Origin of the sequence: Streptomyces sp. NPDC005202, assembly GCF_040608235.1 — a bacterium.
Taxonomy (GTDB): Bacteria; Actinomycetota; Actinomycetes; order Streptomycetales; family Streptomycetaceae; genus Streptomyces.
Genome location: NZ_JBEXHW010000064.1, coordinates 1 through 18,660 on the forward strand (window position 1 = coordinate 1; position 18,660 = coordinate 18,660).

The 18,660-nt window shown below is 69.9% G+C and carries 19 protein-coding genes and 2 pseudogenes; 13 read left to right on the forward strand and 8 right to left on the reverse strand.

The window, feature by feature from the left end; translation table 11 throughout:
* Nucleotides 1–185 precede the first annotated feature (185 nt).
* From ABZV31_RS37335 to ABZV31_RS37355, 5 genes and pseudogenes are all read left to right on the forward strand, one after another.
* Nucleotides 186–1,348: pseudogene (locus ABZV31_RS37335) on the forward strand (acetylornithine transaminase).
* A gap of 158 nt (nt 1,349–1,506) precedes the next feature.
* The gene (locus ABZV31_RS37340) at nt 1,507–2,193 is read left to right on the forward strand and encodes a DUF4097 family beta strand repeat-containing protein (protein WP_355901283.1); all 687 of its coding nucleotides are present in this window, start codon (nt 1,507–1,509) and stop codon (nt 2,191–2,193) included.
* Between the two features lie 29 nt (nt 2,194–2,222).
* Nucleotides 2,223–3,185, forward strand: a complete 963-nt coding sequence (locus ABZV31_RS37345) for an ATP-binding cassette domain-containing protein (RefSeq protein WP_355901284.1) — start codon at nt 2,223–2,225, stop codon at nt 3,183–3,185.
* Nucleotides 3,182–3,959 (forward strand): annotated as a pseudogene (locus ABZV31_RS37350) (ABC transporter permease). The gene ABZV31_RS37345 and the pseudogene ABZV31_RS37350 overlap by 4 nt, the downstream one beginning before the upstream one ends.
* 475 nt (nt 3,960–4,434) lie before the next feature.
* Nucleotides 4,435–5,103, forward strand: a complete 669-nt coding sequence (locus tag ABZV31_RS37355; protein ID WP_355901285.1) for an LmbU family transcriptional regulator — start codon at nt 4,435–4,437, stop codon at nt 5,101–5,103.
* A gap of 27 nt (nt 5,104–5,130) precedes the next feature.
* Here the strand turns inward: ABZV31_RS37355 and ABZV31_RS37360 are convergent, their stop codons facing one another.
* The 4 genes from ABZV31_RS37360 to ABZV31_RS37375 are packed head-to-tail and all read right to left on the reverse strand — an operon-like array spanning nt 5,131 to nt 9,522.
* Nucleotides 5,131–7,488 (reverse strand): FMN-binding negative transcriptional regulator, encoded by a 2,358-nt coding sequence (locus tag ABZV31_RS37360; RefSeq protein WP_355901286.1) that lies wholly within the window; start codon nt 7,486–7,488, stop codon nt 5,131–5,133.
* Nucleotides 7,485–8,756 carry a hypothetical protein gene (locus tag ABZV31_RS37365; RefSeq protein WP_355901287.1) on the reverse strand — a complete coding sequence of 424 codons (1,272 nt, stop codon included), beginning with the start codon at nt 8,754–8,756 and terminating at the stop codon, nt 7,485–7,487. The genes ABZV31_RS37360 and ABZV31_RS37365 overlap by 4 nt, the downstream gene beginning before the upstream one ends.
* The gene (locus tag ABZV31_RS37370) at nt 8,723–9,343 is read right to left on the reverse strand and encodes a hypothetical protein (protein ID WP_355901288.1); all 621 of its coding nucleotides are present in this window, start codon (nt 9,341–9,343) and stop codon (nt 8,723–8,725) included. Before ABZV31_RS37370 ends, ABZV31_RS37365 begins: the two co-directional genes overlap by 34 nt.
* Entirely contained in the window at nt 9,340–9,522 is a 183-nt protein-coding gene (locus ABZV31_RS37375) for a hypothetical protein (RefSeq protein WP_355901289.1), read from the reverse strand. Before ABZV31_RS37375 ends, ABZV31_RS37370 begins: the two co-directional genes overlap by 4 nt.
* A 50-nt stretch (nt 9,523–9,572) precedes the next feature.
* On the opposite strand from ABZV31_RS37375, the gene ABZV31_RS37380 reads away from it, so the two are divergent.
* A complete protein-coding gene (locus ABZV31_RS37380; protein ID WP_355901290.1) occupies nt 9,573–10,127 on the forward strand; it encodes a GNAT family protein in 555 nt (184 codons plus the stop codon).
* Here ABZV31_RS37380 and ABZV31_RS37385 read toward each other — a convergent pair.
* The 4 genes from ABZV31_RS37385 to fdxA all read right to left on the reverse strand — a co-directional run bounded on the left by ABZV31_RS37385 (nt 10,093) and on the right by fdxA (nt 13,656).
* Nucleotides 10,093–10,527, reverse strand: a complete 435-nt coding sequence (locus ABZV31_RS37385) for a hypothetical protein (protein ID WP_355901291.1) — start codon at nt 10,525–10,527, stop codon at nt 10,093–10,095. The genes ABZV31_RS37380 and ABZV31_RS37385 overlap by 35 nt on opposite strands.
* A 2,000-nt stretch (nt 10,528–12,527) precedes the next feature.
* Nucleotides 12,528–12,869, reverse strand: coding sequence for a helix-turn-helix transcriptional regulator (locus ABZV31_RS37390; protein WP_355901292.1), 342 nt, complete (start codon nt 12,867–12,869; stop codon nt 12,528–12,530).
* Nucleotides 12,869–13,267, reverse strand: a complete 399-nt coding sequence (locus ABZV31_RS37395) for a tyrosine-type recombinase/integrase (protein ID WP_355901293.1) — start codon at nt 13,265–13,267, stop codon at nt 12,869–12,871. Before ABZV31_RS37395 ends, ABZV31_RS37390 begins: the two co-directional genes overlap by 1 nt.
* Before the next feature lie 68 nt (nt 13,268–13,335).
* Complete coding sequence (fdxA, locus tag ABZV31_RS37400; protein WP_355901294.1) at nt 13,336–13,656, reverse strand: ferredoxin; 321 nt, start codon at nt 13,654–13,656, stop codon at nt 13,336–13,338.
* 111 nt (nt 13,657–13,767) lie between these two features.
* Here fdxA and ABZV31_RS37405 point away from each other — a divergent pair, with 111 nt between their 5' ends.
* The 7 genes from ABZV31_RS37405 (at nt 13,768) to ABZV31_RS37435 (ending at nt 18,564) form a co-directional block, all read left to right on the forward strand.
* Nucleotides 13,768–14,511: a DUF2249 domain-containing protein gene (locus tag ABZV31_RS37405; RefSeq protein ID WP_355901295.1), complete on the forward strand. Its 744-nt coding sequence runs from the start codon at nt 13,768–13,770 to the stop codon at nt 14,509–14,511.
* Nucleotides 14,504–15,004: a hypothetical protein gene (locus ABZV31_RS37410; RefSeq protein WP_355901296.1), complete on the forward strand. Its 501-nt coding sequence runs from the start codon at nt 14,504–14,506 to the stop codon at nt 15,002–15,004. Before ABZV31_RS37405 ends, ABZV31_RS37410 begins: the two co-directional genes overlap by 8 nt.
* Nucleotides 15,005–16,068: 1,064 nt before the next feature.
* On the forward strand, nt 16,069–16,431 hold the full coding sequence (locus tag ABZV31_RS37415; RefSeq protein ID WP_355901297.1) for a DUF2249 domain-containing protein: 363 nt from the start codon (nt 16,069–16,071) through the stop codon (nt 16,429–16,431).
* Between the two features lie 43 nt (nt 16,432–16,474).
* Nucleotides 16,475–16,852: a hypothetical protein gene (locus tag ABZV31_RS37420; RefSeq protein ID WP_355901301.1), complete on the forward strand. Its 378-nt coding sequence runs from the start codon at nt 16,475–16,477 to the stop codon at nt 16,850–16,852.
* Nucleotides 16,853–16,881: 29 nt separating this feature from the next.
* Nucleotides 16,882–17,061, forward strand: coding sequence for a DUF6104 family protein (locus ABZV31_RS37425; RefSeq protein WP_355901298.1), 180 nt, complete (start codon nt 16,882–16,884; stop codon nt 17,059–17,061).
* A gap of 68 nt (nt 17,062–17,129) precedes the next feature.
* Nucleotides 17,130–17,837 carry a helix-turn-helix domain-containing protein gene (locus tag ABZV31_RS37430; protein WP_355901299.1) on the forward strand — a complete coding sequence of 236 codons (708 nt, stop codon included), beginning with the start codon at nt 17,130–17,132 and terminating at the stop codon, nt 17,835–17,837.
* 325 nt (nt 17,838–18,162) lie between these two features.
* Complete coding sequence (locus tag ABZV31_RS37435; RefSeq protein ID WP_355901300.1) at nt 18,163–18,564, forward strand: phosphotransferase; 402 nt, start codon at nt 18,163–18,165, stop codon at nt 18,562–18,564.
* Nucleotides 18,565–18,660: the final 96 nt, after the last annotated feature.

Below are 18,660 nucleotides of genomic sequence, written 5' to 3' on the forward strand. Positions count from 1 at the left end.
TCAGTTGCACTCGCGTCACGGAAAAAGATCTACCGGTCCAGGGCCTCACCACGAGGGCAAATCGACAGATTGATCACGACCCGATACGCGCCCTAATGAGCGCGGGCACGGGCGCGGGCACGGGCGACGGCGCGGACGTCACCGGGGAGGGCAACGCGGCGCTGACCCGCCGCTGGCAGGGCGTCATGATGACAACTTCGGCACCCCGCGGCCGCCTCTGGTGGGCGGCCGGGGCGCCCGGGTCTGGGACGCCGAGGGCAACGAGTACCTCGACTTCCTCGGCGGCATCGCCGTCAACGCGCTCGGCCACGCGCATCCCGCGGTCGTACGGGCCGTCTCGGAGCAGGTGGGCCGTCTGGGACACGTCTCGAACCTGTTCATCGCCGAACCGACCGTGCGCCTCGCCGAGCGCCTGCTGCAGCTCGCCGGACGCCCGGGCCGGGTCTACTTCTCCAACTCCGGCGCCGAGGCCAACGAGGCCGCCTTCAAGTTGGGCCGGCTCACCGGCCGTACGCACATGGTGTCGGCCACCGGCGGCTTCCACGGCCGCACCATGGGGGCCCTCGCGCTCACCGGGCAGAGCGCCAAGCAGCGCCCCTTCCTGCCGCTGCCGGGCGAGGTCAGCCATGTGCCGTACGGAGACGTCGAGGCCCTGCGCAGCGCCGTCACCCCGCGCACCGCGCTGCTGGTGCTGGAGCCGGTGCAGGGGGAGAACGGCGTGGTCGTACCGCCGCCCGGCTACCTGCAAGCCGCCCGCGAGATCACCGCGGCGACCGGAACGCTCCTGGTCCTGGACGAGATCCAGACCGGCATCGGGCGCACGGGCCGCTGGTTCGCGGCCGAGGCCGAGGGCGTCGAGGCGGACGTCGTCACCCTCGCCAAGGGCCTGGGCGGCGGTCTGCCCATCGGCGCCACGCTCGCCTTCGGCCCGGCCGCGGAGCTGTTCACGCCCGGCGCGCACGGCTCCACCTTCAGCGGGAACCCCGTGGTGTGCGCGGCCGCCCTCGCCGTACTGGACACCATCGAGCAGGAAGGCGTCCTCGACCACGTGAGGTGGGCGGGCGAGCGGCTGCGGCGCGGCCTGGAGGCCCTGGCCCACCCGCTGGTGCGCGCCGTACGCGGCGCCGGCCTCCTGGTGGGCGTCGCGCTCGAGGGGAACCTGGCGGCGCGCCTGCAGCAGGCGGCCCAGGACAACGGCCTCCTGGTGAACGCGGTGACGCCGGACGTCATCCGGCTCGCCCCGCCGCTGACCGTGTCGGACCGTGAGGTGGACACCTTCCTCGACCGCTTCCGGGCGGCCCTGTCCACCACGGCGGCCGGTGCGTTCACCCTCAATGCATTGCAATGAACACCGGGGCTGTCGTTGCGTTAAAGCCAGGACCGTTGCAATGATTTATCGCCTCTGAGCTGCGAAAATTGTGATTATACGCAACAGCGCTGTTGCTCGACCTTTGAAAGCAACGTAGCGTTTTCCATATCGGAAACGACGAACCGAAGGAGCGCACGATGCAGAAGACCGAGCACAAGACGCAGCAGTTCGACACCCCGGCCCCCATCTCCGCCGTCCTCGACATCCCCGCCGGACGCATCCAGCTCATCGCCGCCGACCGGGCCGACACCACGGTCGAGGTCCTGCCCGCCAACGCCGGCAAGAGCCGCGACGTCAAGGCGGCCGAGGAGATGACGGTCGTCTACTGCGACGGCGTCCTGCGGATCGCGGCCCGGGCGGCCAAGAACCAGTACTTCGGCCCCTCCGGAGCCGTCGACGTGACCGTCAAGCTGCCCGCCGGCTCCCGCGTCGAGGCGAAGGCGGCCAGCGCCGAACTCCGCGGCGTCGGGCGGCTCGGCGACGTCGCCTTCGACGGCGCGCACGGCTCGGTCAAGCTGGACGAGACCGCGGGTGCCCGCCTCGCCCTCCAGGCCGGCGACATCTCGGTCGGGCGCCTGGGCGGCCCCGGGGAGATCCGGACCCAGAAGGGCGACCTGGACATCGCCGAGGCCGTGCACGGCACCGTCACGCTGCGCACCGAGCACGGCGACATCACGGTCGGCGCCGCCCGCGGCGTCTCCGCCTCCCTGGACGCGGGCACCGGCTACGGCCGCGTCAGCAGCACCCTGAAGAACGACGGCAAGACCGAGCTGACCATCCACGCCACCACCTCGTACGGCGACATCACCGCCCGCAGCCTCTGACCACCGCCGCCCCCGAAGGAGTACCTCTCATGCGAACTCTGGCCATCGCGGCGAACGGGCTGCGCAAGTCCTACGGCGACAAGGTCGTGCTCGACGGCATCGACCTGGCCGTCCCGGAAGGCACGATCTTCTCCCTGCTCGGCCCGAACGGCGCCGGCAAGACCACCGCCGTCAAGATCCTCTCCACCCTCATCACCGCCGACGCCGGCGACCTGCGCGTCGCCGGCCACGACCTCGCCACCGACGCCCAGGCCGTGCGCGCCGCGATCGGCGTCACCGGGCAGTTCTCCGCCGTCGACGGGCTGATCACCGGCGAGGAGAACATGCTCCTCATGGCGGACCTGCACCACCTGTCCAAGGCCGAGGGCCGACGGGTCGCCGCCGAACTGCTGGAGCGCTTCGACCTGGTGGAGGCCGCGAAGCCCGCCTCCACCTACTCCGGCGGCATGAAGCGCCGCCTGGACATCGCCATGACCCTGGTGGGCAACCCGCGGATCATCTTCCTGGACGAGCCGACCACCGGCCTCGACCCGCGCTCCCGCCACACCATGTGGGGCATCATCCGCGAGCTGGTCTCCGGCGGTACGACCGTCTTCCTCACCACCCAGTACCTGGAGGAGGCCGACCAGCTCGCCGACCGCATCGCCGTCCTGCACGACGGCAAGATCGCCGCGGAGGGCACCGCCGAGGAGCTGAAGCGGCTGGTCCCGGGCGGGCACGTCCGGCTCCGCTTCACCGACCCGGCCGCCTACCGGTCCGCCGCATCCGCCCTGCGCGAGGTCACCCGGGACGACGAGGCGCTGGGCCTGCAGATCCCCAGCGGCGGCACCCAGCGCGAGCTGCGCTCCATCCTCGACTGGCTGGACTCGGCCGGCATCGAGGCCGACGAACTGACCGTGCACACCCCCGACCTCGACGACGTGTTCTTCGCGCTGACCGACAGCGCCGCCGTGCCCAGCCAGCCGAACCAGCCCAAGGAGACCCTGCGATGAGCTCCCTCTCCCTCGCCGTGCGCGACTCCTCCACCATGCTGCGCCGCAACCTGCTGCACGCCCGGCGCTACCCCTCCCTCACCCTGAACCTGCTGCTGACGCCGATCATGCTGCTGTTGCTGTTCGTCTACATCTTCGGCAACGCGATGAGCGGCGGCGCCGGCCGCTCGGCCTACATCGCCTACCTCGTGCCCGGCATCCTGCTGATGACCATCGGCTCCACCACCATCGGCACCGCGGTGTCCGTCTCCACCGACATGAGCGAGGGCATCATCGCCCGCTTCCGCACCATGGCCATCCACCGCGGCTCCATCCTCATCGGACATGTCATCGGCAGCGTCCTGCAGTCGGTGCTGAGCGTGGTCCTCGTCGGCGCCGTCGGCGTCGCCATCGGCTTCCGCTCCCACGACGCCACCGTCCTGGACTGGCTCGCCGCGCTCGGCCTGATCGTCCTGTTCGCCCTGGCGCTCACCTTGGATCGCGGTCGGCATGGGCCTGGTCAGCCCCAACGCGGAGGCCGCGAGCAACAACGCGATGCCCCTGATCCTGCTCCCCCTGCTGTCCAGCGCGTTCGTCCCGCTGCACTCGATGCCCGGCTGGTTCCAGCCCATCGCCCACTACCAGCCCTTCACCCCCGCCATCGAGACCCTGCGCGGACTCCTCCTCGGCACCCACATCGGCGACAACTGGTGGATCGCCCTCGCCTGGTGCCTCGGCCTCGCCGTCCTCGGCTACCGCTGGTCGACCGCCAAGTTCAACAGCGACGCGAAGTAACGCCATGCCCAGGCGGGCCACTTCCCGCACCCCCTTCCACCCCGGGCGGCGTACACCGGCACCACGCCGGAGTACGCCGCCTCGTCGGTGTGCGGCGGCATCCCTTCGGCGACCCTGATTCCGGCGCGGTCGCGTGGTGTCCCGTCGGCGGGACAGCACCCCGGGCGGTCGTCCCCACGGCCGGGCCGCCGGCGCGCGGGAGTTCACCGATGATGCCACCGGACGGGCGGCGCCATGCCACGGAGATGTTCGACGCGCAACCGTTCGAGTGCCACTCCGGCCCTGCTCCACCCCGCGCTGCGAGGCTTCTCGCCGGTTATGTGGACCCTTTCCATGGAGGCATGATGACGCGTCAGGCCGGTCAGACCGCAGGGTCGCACGGCAGCCCGGCAACCGCCCTCCCGCAGCCCCCGCCGCCCGCCGCGCCAGCCGCGCCCCGCGGGGGCCGCGCCGCGGCCAGGTCCTGACCACCAGGGTGGGCCTGCAGATGCCGGCCAAGATGGCCTACGACGAGTGGGAGCGGGCCGGGCGCCAGCTCGCCGACGTCCTCGACTCGTCCTGCTGGTGGCTGGGCGACTGGCTCGTGTACGGCAAGGACCACTACACCGACCGGTACCAGCGGGGGATACGCGCCGCGGGCCTGTCGTACCAGACCCTGCGCAACTACGCCTGGGTCTCACGGCGCTTCGACCTCACCCGGCGCCGGCCCGCCCTGAGCTTCCAGCACCACGCCGAGCTGGCTTCCATGCCGGTCGAGGAACAGGAACTCTGGCTCGACCGCGCCGAGCAGCGGCAGTGGACCACCAAGCAGCTGCGCGGCGCCATCCGCGCCGAGCGCCAGAGCCGGCAGCCGTGCGCTCCCACCGAGCCGAGCCGCCGCCTGGAGGTCCCCGGCAGCCGCTTCCAGCGGTGGCACAGGGCCGCGGAGCAACTGGGCGTCGACTTCGAGCAGTGGGTGATGACCACGCTGGACAGCGCGGCCGCCAGCGCCCTGGAGGGCCTCGGCACGCCGGCGGAGCACGCGGAGATCCCCGAGCTGAGGCGCGTCGAGGACCTGGCCGCGACGGCGGCGGGCGTCCCCGGGGAGAACACGCGTCCCGAGGGTCTAGCCGAGCGGATCCGGCCGGCGGCCGTCAGCGCCTGAGTTCCCGGCGCCGACGCCCGCGGCACGTCACGGCAGCCGGTTCATCAGCCCGGCGACCTCGCGCTTGTACGCGCACCCGCTCTGCCCGAACGCGTCCCGCACCCGCTCGCGCACCTCGCCCGGCTGCTCCTGGCTGAGCTTGAACATGCCCTCGGCCCCGGTCACCGTGAACCGGAAGGCCCCCACGTCGGGCACGATCTTGCGGAAGTAGTCGAGCGACTCGGTCATGTCCCAGCCGTCGCCGAACGCCCCTTCGTAGGCCCGCACGGTGGACTGCACCACGCCCAGCGTCTCCTCGATCGAGTCGATCTTCTCGACCACGCCCCGGACATGCACGGCGGTGAAGTTCCAGGTGGGGGCGGCCGGAGTCTTCTCGTACACCGTGGGCGACACATAGGAGTGCGGGCCGGTGAACGTCAGCAGCAGGACGCTGCCCGTCTCCAGCGCCGCCCAGTGCGGATTGGCCCGGTTCATGTGCCCGAGCAGCGTGGCCCCCGGCAGTTCGCCGCTGACGTCGCCGGCGGTCTCGGCTGTCTCGCGCCGCCACACGCAGGTCATGCCTTCGCCGTGGTGGATGTTCGGATTCGCCTGGTCCAGCAGCCGCTCCACGCTCCGGCCGGCGGTGACGACGCGTCCGGCGAATCGCGCGCGTGTCTGCACACGGTGGCGGTACTCCCCGGCGGCGGAGACGTGTTCGCCCTCCCTGAGCAGCTGGGCGTCATGTTCGTTCTGTTCCAGCACCATCTCCAGGGTCTCCAGGTGGACGTCGTCCATCCAGGAGGAGTCGTCCCGGCCGGCATAGCTCAGGGTGACTTTGGTGTGGACATGGGCGTACTGCAGCGCGGCTGCCACCAGGCCGCGGGGCCGGCGGACGATGAAGTAGGCCAGCGTTCTCCTGAACCGCGAGGCATGCAGGTGCTTGGTCGGGTCCGGCGGGATGGGGACGTCCGCGCCGGGGCGGCCGAAGGTGGTGTTGACCCAGTCCACGAACGCCTCGAGGTCCCGGGTGATCGACTCGGCTTGCCGGGCATTGAAGTCGTTCGGCCTCTTGGTGTGGGCGTTGGTGAAGCTGGCGGGGAACAAGAAGGCGTAGTCGCCGAAGCTCTCCAGCAACGCGATGGCGTCGTGCACCGGGGCGACGACGACCCACGGCCGCCTGTCCGTGGGCGTGCTGTCGGTCTCCGCGAGCGATGCGCGGTCGTAGCCCTTGCCGCGGCGCCCGATGATCAGCAGTTCGCCGGTGTCTTCGTCCCTCGCCCGGCAGCCGGGACGCAGGTTGAGCACCTCTCCGGGGCGAGCCCCGCTGAGATAGCAGATCACCACAAAGCACGCGGCAGCCACCATGCGGATGAGGTTGCGCAGGTCGGACACGGCAATGGGCGCCTCACGCCAGGGACGGCCGTCAATCCGGCCGGCGATCTGGCCCACGTAGGCGTCCTCGGCGATCGGCAGCCCCGACTCCTGGAGTACGCGCTTCTGGTTGGAAGTGAAGCTGAAGGCCGTGGTCGTCTGGACCATCCGCTGGATGCCTGAGTAGTTGATGACCCTTTGCCCGTCCTTCGTCGGGTGACCGGGAAGCGGGGTTCCGTCGCGGCGGCAGCGTGCGATGAAGCGCGCGATGCGTTCGGCCGTGGCCAGGCCGTGGAATTCCGCCTGGGAGGGGTGGATTCCCGCTCGGAACTGCTGATGCGCGACCCAGGCATCCCGGACGTCGGGGCCGACCTCCTCGATGACGCGCAGAGCCCAGGCGAGCAGCGCCGTCATGGTCGCCGGCGCGATACGTGGCGTCTTGTTCTCACGACCCCCGGAAGAGCTCTTGAGGTCCTCCTCGGGTGCTCCGGGCCAGGGGTAGCCGGTGGCGAGCCGGCCCTCGGCAGGCAGGTGCGGTCCGTAGAGCCACAGCGTGCGTACCGCGGCCAGAAGGTCCGCCTTGCGGCCGGTCTTGCGGGCCAGGTTGAGCACGTAGGTGCGGTAGGCGTCCAGATGGCGTTCTGTGACGTCGCACAGACGGTGGACATCCCTGCTGATGAGCCACTTGGCGAAGACCTGCAGGTCCACGAACCAGTAACGGAACGTCGCCACGCTCGCGCGCTCGGCGCCGCGCTGGACGGTGTCCGGGTTGCCGGGGTAGGGGTGGTCGAGCGCGGCGAGGAAGAAGGTCTTGAAGGGCCGCTCGAAAATCGTTGGGTAGTAGCTCCAGGTCAGTGGCGTGATGTTGAGGTGGGCGTCGGGATGAGCGGGCTTGATGTGCCAGACGGGGTCGCCGAAGCGGGACAGGGTCGCCCGGTCGGTTCCGGCGCGCAGCGGCCTGCCGCGCAGGACGACGATGTCGGCGGCCGGCCATGTGCCGTCCGGGATTGTGGCAGGGGCGAGGGCGATGGTCATCGCAGGTCCCAGCGGCCGTCGAGCAGGTCGTCGACCAGCCGCTGTTTCTCCGCGGTGAGGTCCTGTCGGGCCTGTCGGTGCTCGGCATCGGTGAAGTGGTCGATGATCTCCTCCAGTTGCTGGAACGGCGCGTGAAAACGGGCCTGCCACACGGGCGGGTCCAGGTGGGGACGCCGCTGGAGAATGCCGTCGTGCACCGCGAGTTGAACTGGCAGGTGGTGCGGCAGTGCGCGGGCGTTTTCACAGGTGAGGCACTGGAGGATCGAGGCCGTGCACGGCTGTCCGGGCTCAGAGACGGGGCTCGCGAGGTGGTCCACGCAGGCGACAGTCGGCGTGTCCCGCTGGGCGTCGAGAAGGTCCTTCAGCGCCCGGGGCTCCAGGCCCGTCTGCGCGGCGGCCTCGGCCAGGTGCTCACGGGCCCAGGCCACGAAGTCCGCGGTGAAGACCGGAACGGCTTGGAAGACGCGGGCCTTGGCGACCTCCTGGCGCAGCGCCGCGCCGACGACGCGCCGGCTGTCGGCCTGCACGGTCCTGCTGCCCTTGAGGTAGATGTCGTTGTGGGTGCGACGCGAGTGCGCCACGGGATGCTGTCGGCGTTCCAGGGCGGTTTGCCGGATCCGGCCTGTGTCCACTCCCGGTCGGCCAGGGGTGGCGTGGCGGGCTGCGGGAAAGCCGTGCGATCGAGCCCAGCGCAGGACATCGCTGTCCCGTACTCCCACGCACCAGCGACTTGAACGGCCGCTGGCGAGGTTGAGCAGCGCGAACGCCCCGCTGCTTTTGCCGTGGCGGCGCGGCAACTCCGTCAGGGACAGCAGGAGCAGGTACAGGCGCAGTGGCGAGCGCATGAGGCGGGGCTCGTCGGCTTCGGCGCCGAGAAGGTGGGCGACGTCGTCGGGCAGGTGCTCCAAAGCCGCGATCATGTGCTCCCGCTCGGGGCCGCGGCGGGGCTTGGACTCCTCGACCAGGAGCACGCGCGGATCCTCCTGGGCGCCCTCAGGGTGGAAGTGGGCGGCGGGCCAGTTGGCGATGGTGCCGAAGTTCTCCTGGGTCAGCGCGGTCAGCAGCAGGCAGAAGGCCGTCGCCTCCGACTTGGTCAGGCACAACCATCCGGAAATCTGACGAAAGCCGCCTGCACGCAGCACCGCGCCCGTGTAGTCGCCGCTGCGCTGACGCGGCAGGTCACCGGTGCGGTCGAACATGTCCAGCAGCGCGCCGAGCTCTGCCTCCTCCCTGCTCAGCTGGCCATCGCTCCTGCGCCATCGGGCCACCAGCCGCCGACCGGCCTCGATCCGCTCCCGGCCCAGGCGGATGTCTCTGCGTGCTGCAGTCGTGATCGCCTGCCAGTCGGCTTCCGTGTAGGCGCCGGGCGTTCCACCTCGGGCTGTTTCACCCTGATGTTGAACAGGACCTGGCGGGCATCCTCGGGCAGTTCGGGATCGTTGCGCAATACGGTGCGCAGCTGCTTGAAGGCAGAGTGCTGGCGCTTGGGAAGGCCGTCGTAGTGCTCCACAAATGCGCGGATGTGCGCTTCCGCCAGCTGCGCCACGCACGTAGGCGGTGGCTGGTGCCTGGCGAGCACCTGCGCGAAGCCGCGCAGGGAGTCGAATCGGTTGTTGGCGGTCCTCAGCCGCTTGGCCGGGGTGCGAGAGGTGCTGATCCGCCGGCTGAAGCATCGGGCCATCCACTGCTGCAGCTCGGGCTCGACCTCGAGGGCGGAGAAGTCATACGCCTTGGACTGCTCTCCCGATTCCTCGAGGAACCGAACCAGCGTCCCGTCTCCACCGGGGACGACGCCCCGCTGCGGCGGCTCCCACGCGGCCGGAGGCAGACTGGCTCGCCGTCCGCCCCGGCTCACCGCGCGCCCTCCACGGCCGACAGGACGACCCCGGTGGCGGCCACCGCCGTGCGTAGCATCGCCTCTACTGCCTTCTGCTCTTCGTCGTCGAGCAGCGCCATCAGGTAGTCGACGTGGAGACCGGTGAACGGTGCTAATGGTGACGTCGGGTATTGGAACTGTCCGAATGCCTTGGGCACAGCGGTGAAATGAGAGTGCGTCCCGGTGGGGATCCCGGCAGGATGCGATCATGGTTGCCCCCTTGGACGTCCCGCGCTTGGTTGCAGGCGACAGTTTCGTACTCCGCTCCTGGGAGCTCGGCGATTTGCCTCTCGTCCGGGAGGCGTCGAGCGACGATTACATTCCGTTGATCACGACCGTTCCGTCGGCGTACTCGCAGGAGGCGGGCGAAGCCTTCGTCCGGCGGCAGTGGGAGCGGGCGTCTACTGGTAGTGGGTATCCGTTCGTCATCGTGCGGGTTGAGGACGGCTGGCCGCTCGGGACGGTCGGCCTGTGGTTGAGGGATCTGAACGAGGGCCGTGCGTCGCTGGGCTATTGGGTGGTCGGGTCGGCTCGTGGCCAGGGGGTTGCTGCAAAAGCCCTTCGAGCGGTCGCTGCCTGGGCCCTTGGTGACCTGCAGATTCCCCGTCTTCAGCTCTATGTCGAGCCGTGGAATGCCGCGTCACAGCGGACGGCTGAGCGTGTGGGCTTCCAGCGTGAGGGCCTGCTCCGCAGTTGGCAGCAGGTAGGCGAGGAGCGTCGAGACATGATCATGTATTCGATGCTGGGTGTTGATCTGTCCTGACCGGCCGCTGGCTGACTTCGGCGGCGTAGGTGGCCCAGTCGCCCGCGGAGAGACGTTGCCAGGCGACGGCGACGTCGGTGTGGATGCCCAGGGTGCGGGCGAGGATCGCGGCCGGGATCTCGGTGGCGAGCTGGAAGAGCGCGGTGCTGCAGGCCTGGTTAGGCCGGATCCCGAGCTGGTTCAGGCGCTGTGTCAGCTGCGTGGTGCTGATCGGGCGTCCGGGCTGGCCGCCGGGAAAGAGCCAGGGGGACGGGGCCAAGGCTCCGATGGTCGCGTGCCCCTTGCGGTTCGCGGCGACGACACGGGCCAGTTCGGCGACGGGCTTGGGCAACTGGACGGGTGCATCGCCGAGGTGAAGACGAATTTCCTGAGCGCCGACCTCGATGTCCTCGATGGTCAACCGGCTGATCGCCGACGCCCCTTGGGCATAGAGGAGGAGAAGCAGCCCTGCGAGACGATCTTCGGGTTTCAGGGTGTCGTCGTGCAGGAGCCGGCGTGCGACGTTCCCAGCGGTGCTCGTCGTCGAGTGGCTGGGTGGGGCCGTTCCAGCGGATGGCGGGGACGTGGATGGCGGTGAGCTTGTTGGTGCGGGCCCAGCGGATGAAGTGCCCGGCAGTCTGGCGGTAGGTGGCGGAGTCGTCGGTGAGCCACCGGTCGAGGTCGGCCTGGCGACAGGTCTCCAGGGTGAGTTCGTGGGCCGTCAGCCAGTTCAGGAAAGCGATGGCCGCGTGGGTGCGTTGACGCGCGGATATGAACCGCTGCGGGGTAAGGGGGCGGCCGTTCTTGCGTCGGCGAAGTCGTCTGACCAGGTGCCAGATCGCGTACCGGTGCAGGAGTTTGCGCTGTTCGGGGTCCTGCTGGGATGTGAAGAGGCTGGCGAGGAAGCGTTCAAGGCGGCCCATGTACTCGTCGCGCTCGGGCAGGGCACCGAACCGACACCGACGAGGACTTGGCGGAGGTGGGCGAGGGGCGGGCTGTCGGACAGTTCGTCGAGGGCCTCGTGAGTCAGGGCTCGTCGGCCTGCCGCGAGGTCGGACAGGACCGGGGACACGGACGGCTTGTTCAGCCACCGCCTGGCGGTGATGGGGTGCTCAGTGGTGGCGATGTTGTTCCGCAGGGCTTCGAGGCCGGAGTGGAGGGCATCGGACGGGGGACCCAGCAGCTCGTTGAGGCGCCGGTTGATGAGGCAGCGAGCGCACTGGCCGGGGTGCGGGTAGTCGGGGTCGCTGCAGGTGGGACAGGTGCGCCAGACCTCAGGGGCGGTGCAGTCCGCGCAAAGGGGCTGGTCGAGAGTTCCGGAGACGACCGCCGCGACGCCTCCGCAGGCCGAACACAGCGCTGAGCGACGCTGGCAGTCCGGGCACCATCGCCGACCCGTGGTGCGGGAGGTGCCGCAGGGCTTCTCCTCGCCGCAGATACTGCAAGTCGCGGTGGGCAGGGAGGGACAGCTCGAGCAGAGCGGACCGTCCGGCGTGCGGGTGTGCACGACCCTTCGTCTGCGGCAGTGGGTGCACTGCTCAAGATTCGCAGGGTCGTTGACCAGGCAGTTCGGACACAGCGGCCGACCTTGATCGTCACGGGTGGCCGGCTCTCGGCGGGCTCCGCAGCCTGAGCACTCCTCGATGCGGGAGTGGGAGATGCAAGTGCGGCAGACCCGCTGTCCGCCCAGGGGCTTGTCGATCCGTGCGACTCTGTGGCAGCGGGGGCAGGACGGCCGGACGATCCCTGCGACGCCGGCCTCGTGCAGCAGGTCGATCAGTCGGAGGATCGCGCGGTGGGGTGCAAGGTGGCCGTCCCCGGTCAGCAGGGCGGGGTTGGATTCCAGGGCCCAGGCGAGTTTCTGCTGGTAGGAGGGGCGGGGTGCCGATCGGCGGACCGCATCGGTGACCACTTCCCGCTTTGCCTGCGGGTCCAGTTCGGCGATCAGGGCACCGATCACCGCGATGGGATCGCGTCCGTCGGAGTCCGGGCACTTGCCGCACCGTGGTCGCCCGGCCCGGTCGCGTGAAGCGACCCGGCGCGTGTTTCCGCAGGCAGCACACGGCTCGGGCCGCGGTCCGCAGTTCCCGCAGTACCAGTCCTGGCCGCGGCGCTGGAGGGTCCGCATCTGCCTGCCGCACTCGGCGCAACACGGCGGCGAGACCGCCTGGGCTCCGGCCTCCCGCAAGGCGATGAGCAGGTCACCGACGGCCCTGGGCGCCGGAGAGCGCCCGTCGGTCAGCACACGGGAATGCTCGGCCAGATGCGACGCGAGGCGGCGTGACTTCGCCCGGCCGCCCGCGACGCTGGTGACCACGGCGCGGATCCGGTCGGGCTCCAGCTCACATTCGACGGCCCCGACCAGGTCCACGATCAGCCCGATCGGGTCGGAGACGGCTCGATCGGGACGCCCGGATGCGGTCACGATTGCTCGGGCCCGCGGATGCGTGCTCGCTTGGGCCGCAGGCCACCGACACCGGTCTCGGCTCCAACAGCCTTCTTAGTCCGGGTAGTTGATTCGGCGCCGGCTGCAGCCACGGGCTCGATGAGGTCGTCCATGGTGCAGTCGAGGATGTCGAGCAGGGCCATGAGGATTTTCAGGCTGAGCCGTTCGGGGCGCTCGACGACGAGCCGGTAGACCTGGCTGGAGGACAGGGTGATGCCGCGTTCTTCCAGCAGCGGGATGAGATCCGTGGTGGAGAAGAATCCGCGGTTGGCCATGACCTTGCGAAGGTGCCAGTGGTAGTCCAGCTTCGCGGCCATCAGCGGTCCTTGTCTGCGGAGGCGGTCGGAGTGAGTGCGGGCGCAAGTGCCTTGTGGAGCATGGTGTTCATGATGTCGTCGCTGACGTGGGTGTAGATGGCGGTGGAGCTGTCATTCTCGTGACCGACTTGCTGCTGCAGAAACCGCCGGTCGACACCGTCCTCGGTCAGATGGGTGACGTAGGCGTGGCGAGCGGAGTGGACGACGAGTTGCTTCGGGAGCTTCAGCGCGTCGCGGTAGGCGACGAACCGGGCGTTGATCTCCGAGGGTTTGATCCGGCCGCCCCGCTCGGTCACCCAGAGCGCGGGATGGTCGTCGCAGCCGAACCGCGGCCGGACGTTCTCCACGTAGTCGGCGACCGCCTCCACCGCCCAGTCCGGGCCGAGAGGGCACGACACGCTTCAGCGGGCCGGGCGGGTGCCAGGCTCGGCGAGCGGCCCCAGCGCCGTGGCGGCTTCCGCCGCCCTCACTCCCCCTGTGGCGGAAGAGCGGCGATCAGCGGATGGTCCCGCTCGATCAATCCCAGCTTGGCCGCACCGCCGGGCGATCCGAGCGCGTCGAAGAACTCGGCGTTCGCCCGGGTGTACTCCCGCCACTCGGCCGGCACGTCCTCCTCGTAGAAGATCGCCTCGACCGGGCAGACCGGCTCGCACGCCCCGCAGTCCACGCACTCGTCCGGGTGGATGTACAGCGACCGCTGCCCCTCGTAGATGCAGTCCACCGGGCACTCCTCGACACATGCCTTGTCCTTCACATCCACACAAGGCTGCGCGATCACGTAGGTCATCGGCGCACCTCCCTCCCATCGGCAGAGGTTTACAGCACCAGGTTTCTACGAATAATACATGTAATAATTGACTGCGTCCGTCCGGGGCGAGAAGGGAGAAGGGCCAGAGCTATGACGCTGACGTCCGAGGTCTTCATCCAGGCCACCGAGACCGACCCGGCCGCCCAGGCCCGGACCGTGATCCGCACCGGCCAGCAGCGGCTGCTCGCCGCGCTGCGGCCGAAGGTCGCACTGCTGACCGAACTGGAACTGGGCGCCGACGCCCGGGAGGCCGCCCTGGCGACCCTGACCGACTTCTGCGCCGGCCCGGTACGCCGCCACCTGAACGCCACCGACCTGACCCTGTACGCTCCCGCGGCAGGCTCCCCGGAAACCCGCCTGCTCATCCGGGCCTTGCGTGCCGCCGCGACCGCACTTGAGCAGGACATCGACGCCCTCACTCGCACCGACGACACACACCGTACGAAGGTCATCGCGCAGAGCATCGAGGCGCACCTGACCACCCACCTCGCGGTGGAGCAGACCGTGCTCCTGCCCGCTCTCGCTTCCCTGTTCGGTGGCGAACTCACCATCCTGGCCGCAGACTTCACGATCCTCCTCGACGGCGGCCGCCTCGACCAGTCCGTCATGCTGGACGTCACGGGCACCCCCCATGGTCAGCGCCACCCCCAGGTCTTCGCCCGCTACGGCCGCCTGGCTCCCGGCGAAGTCTTCACCCTCGTCGACAACCACGATCCCGAACCCCTGCGCCATGAGTTCGAAGCCACCCACCCCGGCGCCTTCACCTGGGACTACCTCCAGACCGGTCCCCTGCAGTGGCAGGTCCGCATCGGACGGGTCGCCCCTGATGACTGACTCGCCCACCACCACAACCGGCACCAACAGCCAGCCTTCCGACGGCACTCGGGGCACCCCCGCGCCGCGACTGCTGTGCGACACGCGGGCCCTCACCGCCCTTGCCGCGGCACCGGCCGGCGAACTGTGGAGACTGTCCGCGCCCGGGCGCGAACTCGACGCCGGCATCACCCACCTGCTGCCCGGACAACACCTCAACACCCACACCGAGCAGGACCCGGACGTCCTCCTGCTGATCCTCGCCGGGGACGCCACCGTCCCCATCCCGCACGGACCGCAACATCTGACCGAGGGAACGCTGCTGTGGCTGCCACGCGGGTCCACCGCCGACCTCACAGCAGGCGAAAACGGCCTGTCCTGCCTGACGGTCCACCGATGCCCTCCCGGCACACCAACCCGCAGCACGCAGAACACCCCACGACAACTGCCAGGCGCACCCCCAGTCCCATCGGGCGACACGACACCGCCCGACTGGCCCAAATGGCTCTGTTGACAAGGGACTTGACCACCCGCTGAGGGCCAGAAGGGACAGGACAATCCATGTACCACGGCACTGCCGAGTCCGCCCCGGCCGAAGGCCACGCCACGACAGCCGGTGGCCCGGCCGACGAGGTCGCCACGGCCATCCTCACGGCCGCCCGGCTGCTCACGGAGGTCTCCGCACGCTCTGGCGGCCGTCGACGAGACCCTCACCCTTCCCCGGTTTCGCCAACTGGCCATGCCGGACGCCCTCTGCGCGATGAACCCCACTCGCCCAGGCCCTGAACGTGCTGCCCTCCACCGCACTGCGAATGACCGAACGCGTCGTGGCCCAGGACTGTTTCGGCGTGAACCAAACTCTGCCGGCCGACGCGAGTCCCTCATCCGCCTCACCGACGGGCGTCACGTCGTGCACGAGGTGTCCGAGGCGCGACGAGCGCACGTAACCCGGATCGTCACCGCCATGCCGCACACCGAACGCACCGGCCTCCTCCAGGCACTCCACAGCTTCACCTCGGCCAGCGGCCCATGCGGAGCGGACTGCAGCAGGCCCAGAGGCCGTGAACGGCCCCGTTCAGCCCAAACCCGAACGCAGCGGCAGACGGCTAAATGCCAGGGCACCAGCTGCCGGGACGCTCTTCGGCGCCGCCGACCGCCCAGCATTTTTACGAAGTCACATGTAATAATTGCGGCAGTACCCGCGGGCATACACGCCCCAGCCCAGAAGAAGAGGTCACGTATGCCACCCGCTGCAGAGGTGTTCATCCAGGCAACCGACACCGACCCTGACGTCCGGGCGCAGGCCGTCGTCGAGGAAACCCACCGGCAACTGCTGGAATGGCTGGCCGCGCTCACCGAGCCCCACGAGGAGCTCACCACCAAGCTCACCGAACGGCTGTACCGCCTCCTGACGGCCACCGAGCAGACGCTGTACGCTGCCGCGTCCGGCGCGGCCGAACCCGGCTGCTGGTCCGGGCACTGCGCGCTGCGGCCGGCACGATCGGCCGGCACGCCGATTCCCTGGCCGCCGCAACCGACCGTGCTGAACGCGCCGGGGCAGCCCGCACCCTCGCGGGCATGCTCACCGTCCATCTCGGCATGGAGCGCGCCGTGCTGCTGCCCGCCCTGGCGGCGCTGCCGGGAGTCGACCTGTCCGCCCTCGTCGGCGACTTCATCACCGTCCTTCAGGGCGGCCGACTGGAAGATCCGGCGGTCGTCGACGTCCGCGAGATTCCGCACGGCCAGCGTCACCCGCGCATCTTCACCCGTTTCACCCGCCTTGCCGCCCAAGAATCCTTCGTCCTGGTCAACAACCACGACCCCAAGCCGCTGCGCCGCGAGTTCGAGGCCACCCACCCCGGCCGCTTCACCTGGGAGTACGTCGAGTCCGGGCCCGAGCAGTGGCAGATCCGCATCACACGGGTGGACGGCGATGCCTGAGTCACAGGCAACCGGGCAGCCCGAGGAGGCTGCCGTGGCACGCATGCTGTGCGACGTCCGGACCCTCACCGGCAAACTCCCCGAACCCACCGGCGTCCTGTGGAAACTGGCCGAGTCCGGCCGCCAGCTCGACGCTAACCTGATCCGGCTGCCCGCCGGGGCAGCGTATCGCCACCCACGCCAGCCCGACCTGGACGTTCTGTGCCTCGTCGTCACCGGTGACGGCGTGATGGACACCCCCGAAGGCGCGCTGCCACTGGCCGAAGGAGTACTCCTGTGGCTGCCGCACGGCTCGACACGCAGCATCACCGCGGGTCCCGAGGGCCTGGCCTACGTGACGGTGCACCGTCGCCGCCCCGGTATGCAGATCCGCCGCCGCTCCGAGCTCACCCCGGTGGCGGCGCAGCCCGACAGTCCGTGACACCGGCACGGCCCACGAGAGAGTGAGCGATGCACCTCACCGACCAGGCGATCGAGGAACTCCAGGACCGCCGGGGCAAGGACGCCGTGACCATGACCCGGCTCGCCGACCGGCTGCAGTACTTCGTCGACCTGAACCCGGAGTTCGAAATCCCCATCGACCGCCTCGCGACCTGGCTGGCCCGGCTCGACGACCCCGATGACGAATGACGGGGGCGGCGGGGCGCAGCCGCCAGATTTTCCCTCGTTTCTACGACGCACAGGGTAAAATTGGTGAAATGAGTGAGCAGACGTTGCGTGATCCGGGCTGGCCTCCCGCCGTGGGCGAGAGCCGGGCCCATGTACTGGACGTACTGCGCGCCGCGCCCGAAGCAGTGGGGGTCCGGGAGATCGCCGCGCAGACCGGCCTGCACTCCAACACAGCCCGCTTCCACCTCGACACGCTGGTCAAGGAGGGGCTCGCCGAGCGCAGTACCGAGGGGCGCGGCCGACCGGGCAGGCCCCGCACCGTCTACCGCGCCGCCGCCTCCTCCCAGGTACCGGCAGGCCGCCGCAGCTACCAACTACTCGCCCAGATGCTCACCGGCCTCATCACCGAAGCACTGCCGCAACCCGCGCAGGCCGCGGTCAACGCCGGGGAGGCATGGGGCCGCTACCTCGCCGACACTCCCTCTCCCGCCCAGCGCATCGACATCGAGGAGGCCATCCGGCGGCTGACCCAAGTGCTCACGGACGTCGGCTTCGCCCCCGGCCCCGCCCAGGACCGGCCGGACCCGGTCATCCCGCTGCGCCACTGCCCGTTCCGGGAAATCGCAGAGGAGCACCGCGACGTGGTGTGCTCCCTGCACCTGGGCCTCATGCGCGGCGCCCTGAAGGAAGTACGCGCCCCCCTGGGTGTCGACCGGCTGGAGCCGTTCGTCGAGCCCTCTCTGTGCCTGGCCCACCTCACACCCGCAGAACAGCACCGGGCAGACCGCACTGCCTGAGCACGCACGACAGCACTGAAGCCTCCGGCACCTCGTGATCTTCCCGGCAGCGGTCACGTCGGGTGTGAAGTCGCGCGGTAGCCGGCTCAACCGGATCGCCAAAGCCCGCCCGGCACGCGGCATAGGTTCCTCGCCAACCGGCGTCATCAGCGAGACCCTGGTGATGGCGGATAGCGCCAACTCCACCGTCGAGGACTACGGGTTGAACCCGCATGGGAAGAGATGACCCATGCCGGCCACACCCCGGAGCCTCACGACACCGTGCGCCGCCGTACAGACTCCGGGCCGTGTTCGAACAACCCAGCCTCAGGGCGGTCAATGGTCAGTGAGAAACCCCGTCCACAACCGTGCCTACCGGACGTGGGCGCCGACCCTGGGTACGGCCGCGCCCCGGCTGGTGGCCGCCGACCCCCAGCTGCGCACGGTCGTAGTCACCGCGGTGCCGGGCCGGCCGCTGCACGGCGCGGTCCTGTCTGCCGAGGAGGAGCACCAGGTCTTCCACCGGATCGGCGCGCTCGCCCGCCTGATCCACCAGAGCCCTCCCCCGCGTCCCGCGCCCGCGGACAGCGGCCCGGCCGTCGGCAAGGCCGAACGGCACCTTGCCGCCGCCAGCCCTCATCTCGCGCCCGGTGACGCGCAGTTCGTCCGCGCCCTGGTCAAGCAGGCGGGACAACTGCCTCCGCTGGAGTGGGTTCAGACCCACGGGGATTTCCAGCCCCTTCACTAGGTGTATTGCCCTGAGAGGTTGGGGACGCGGCTGGCGGGTGGTTTGCCTGCGAGCGCGGTGTGTCCGCGGTGGTGATTGTAGGTATGCAGCCAGCCG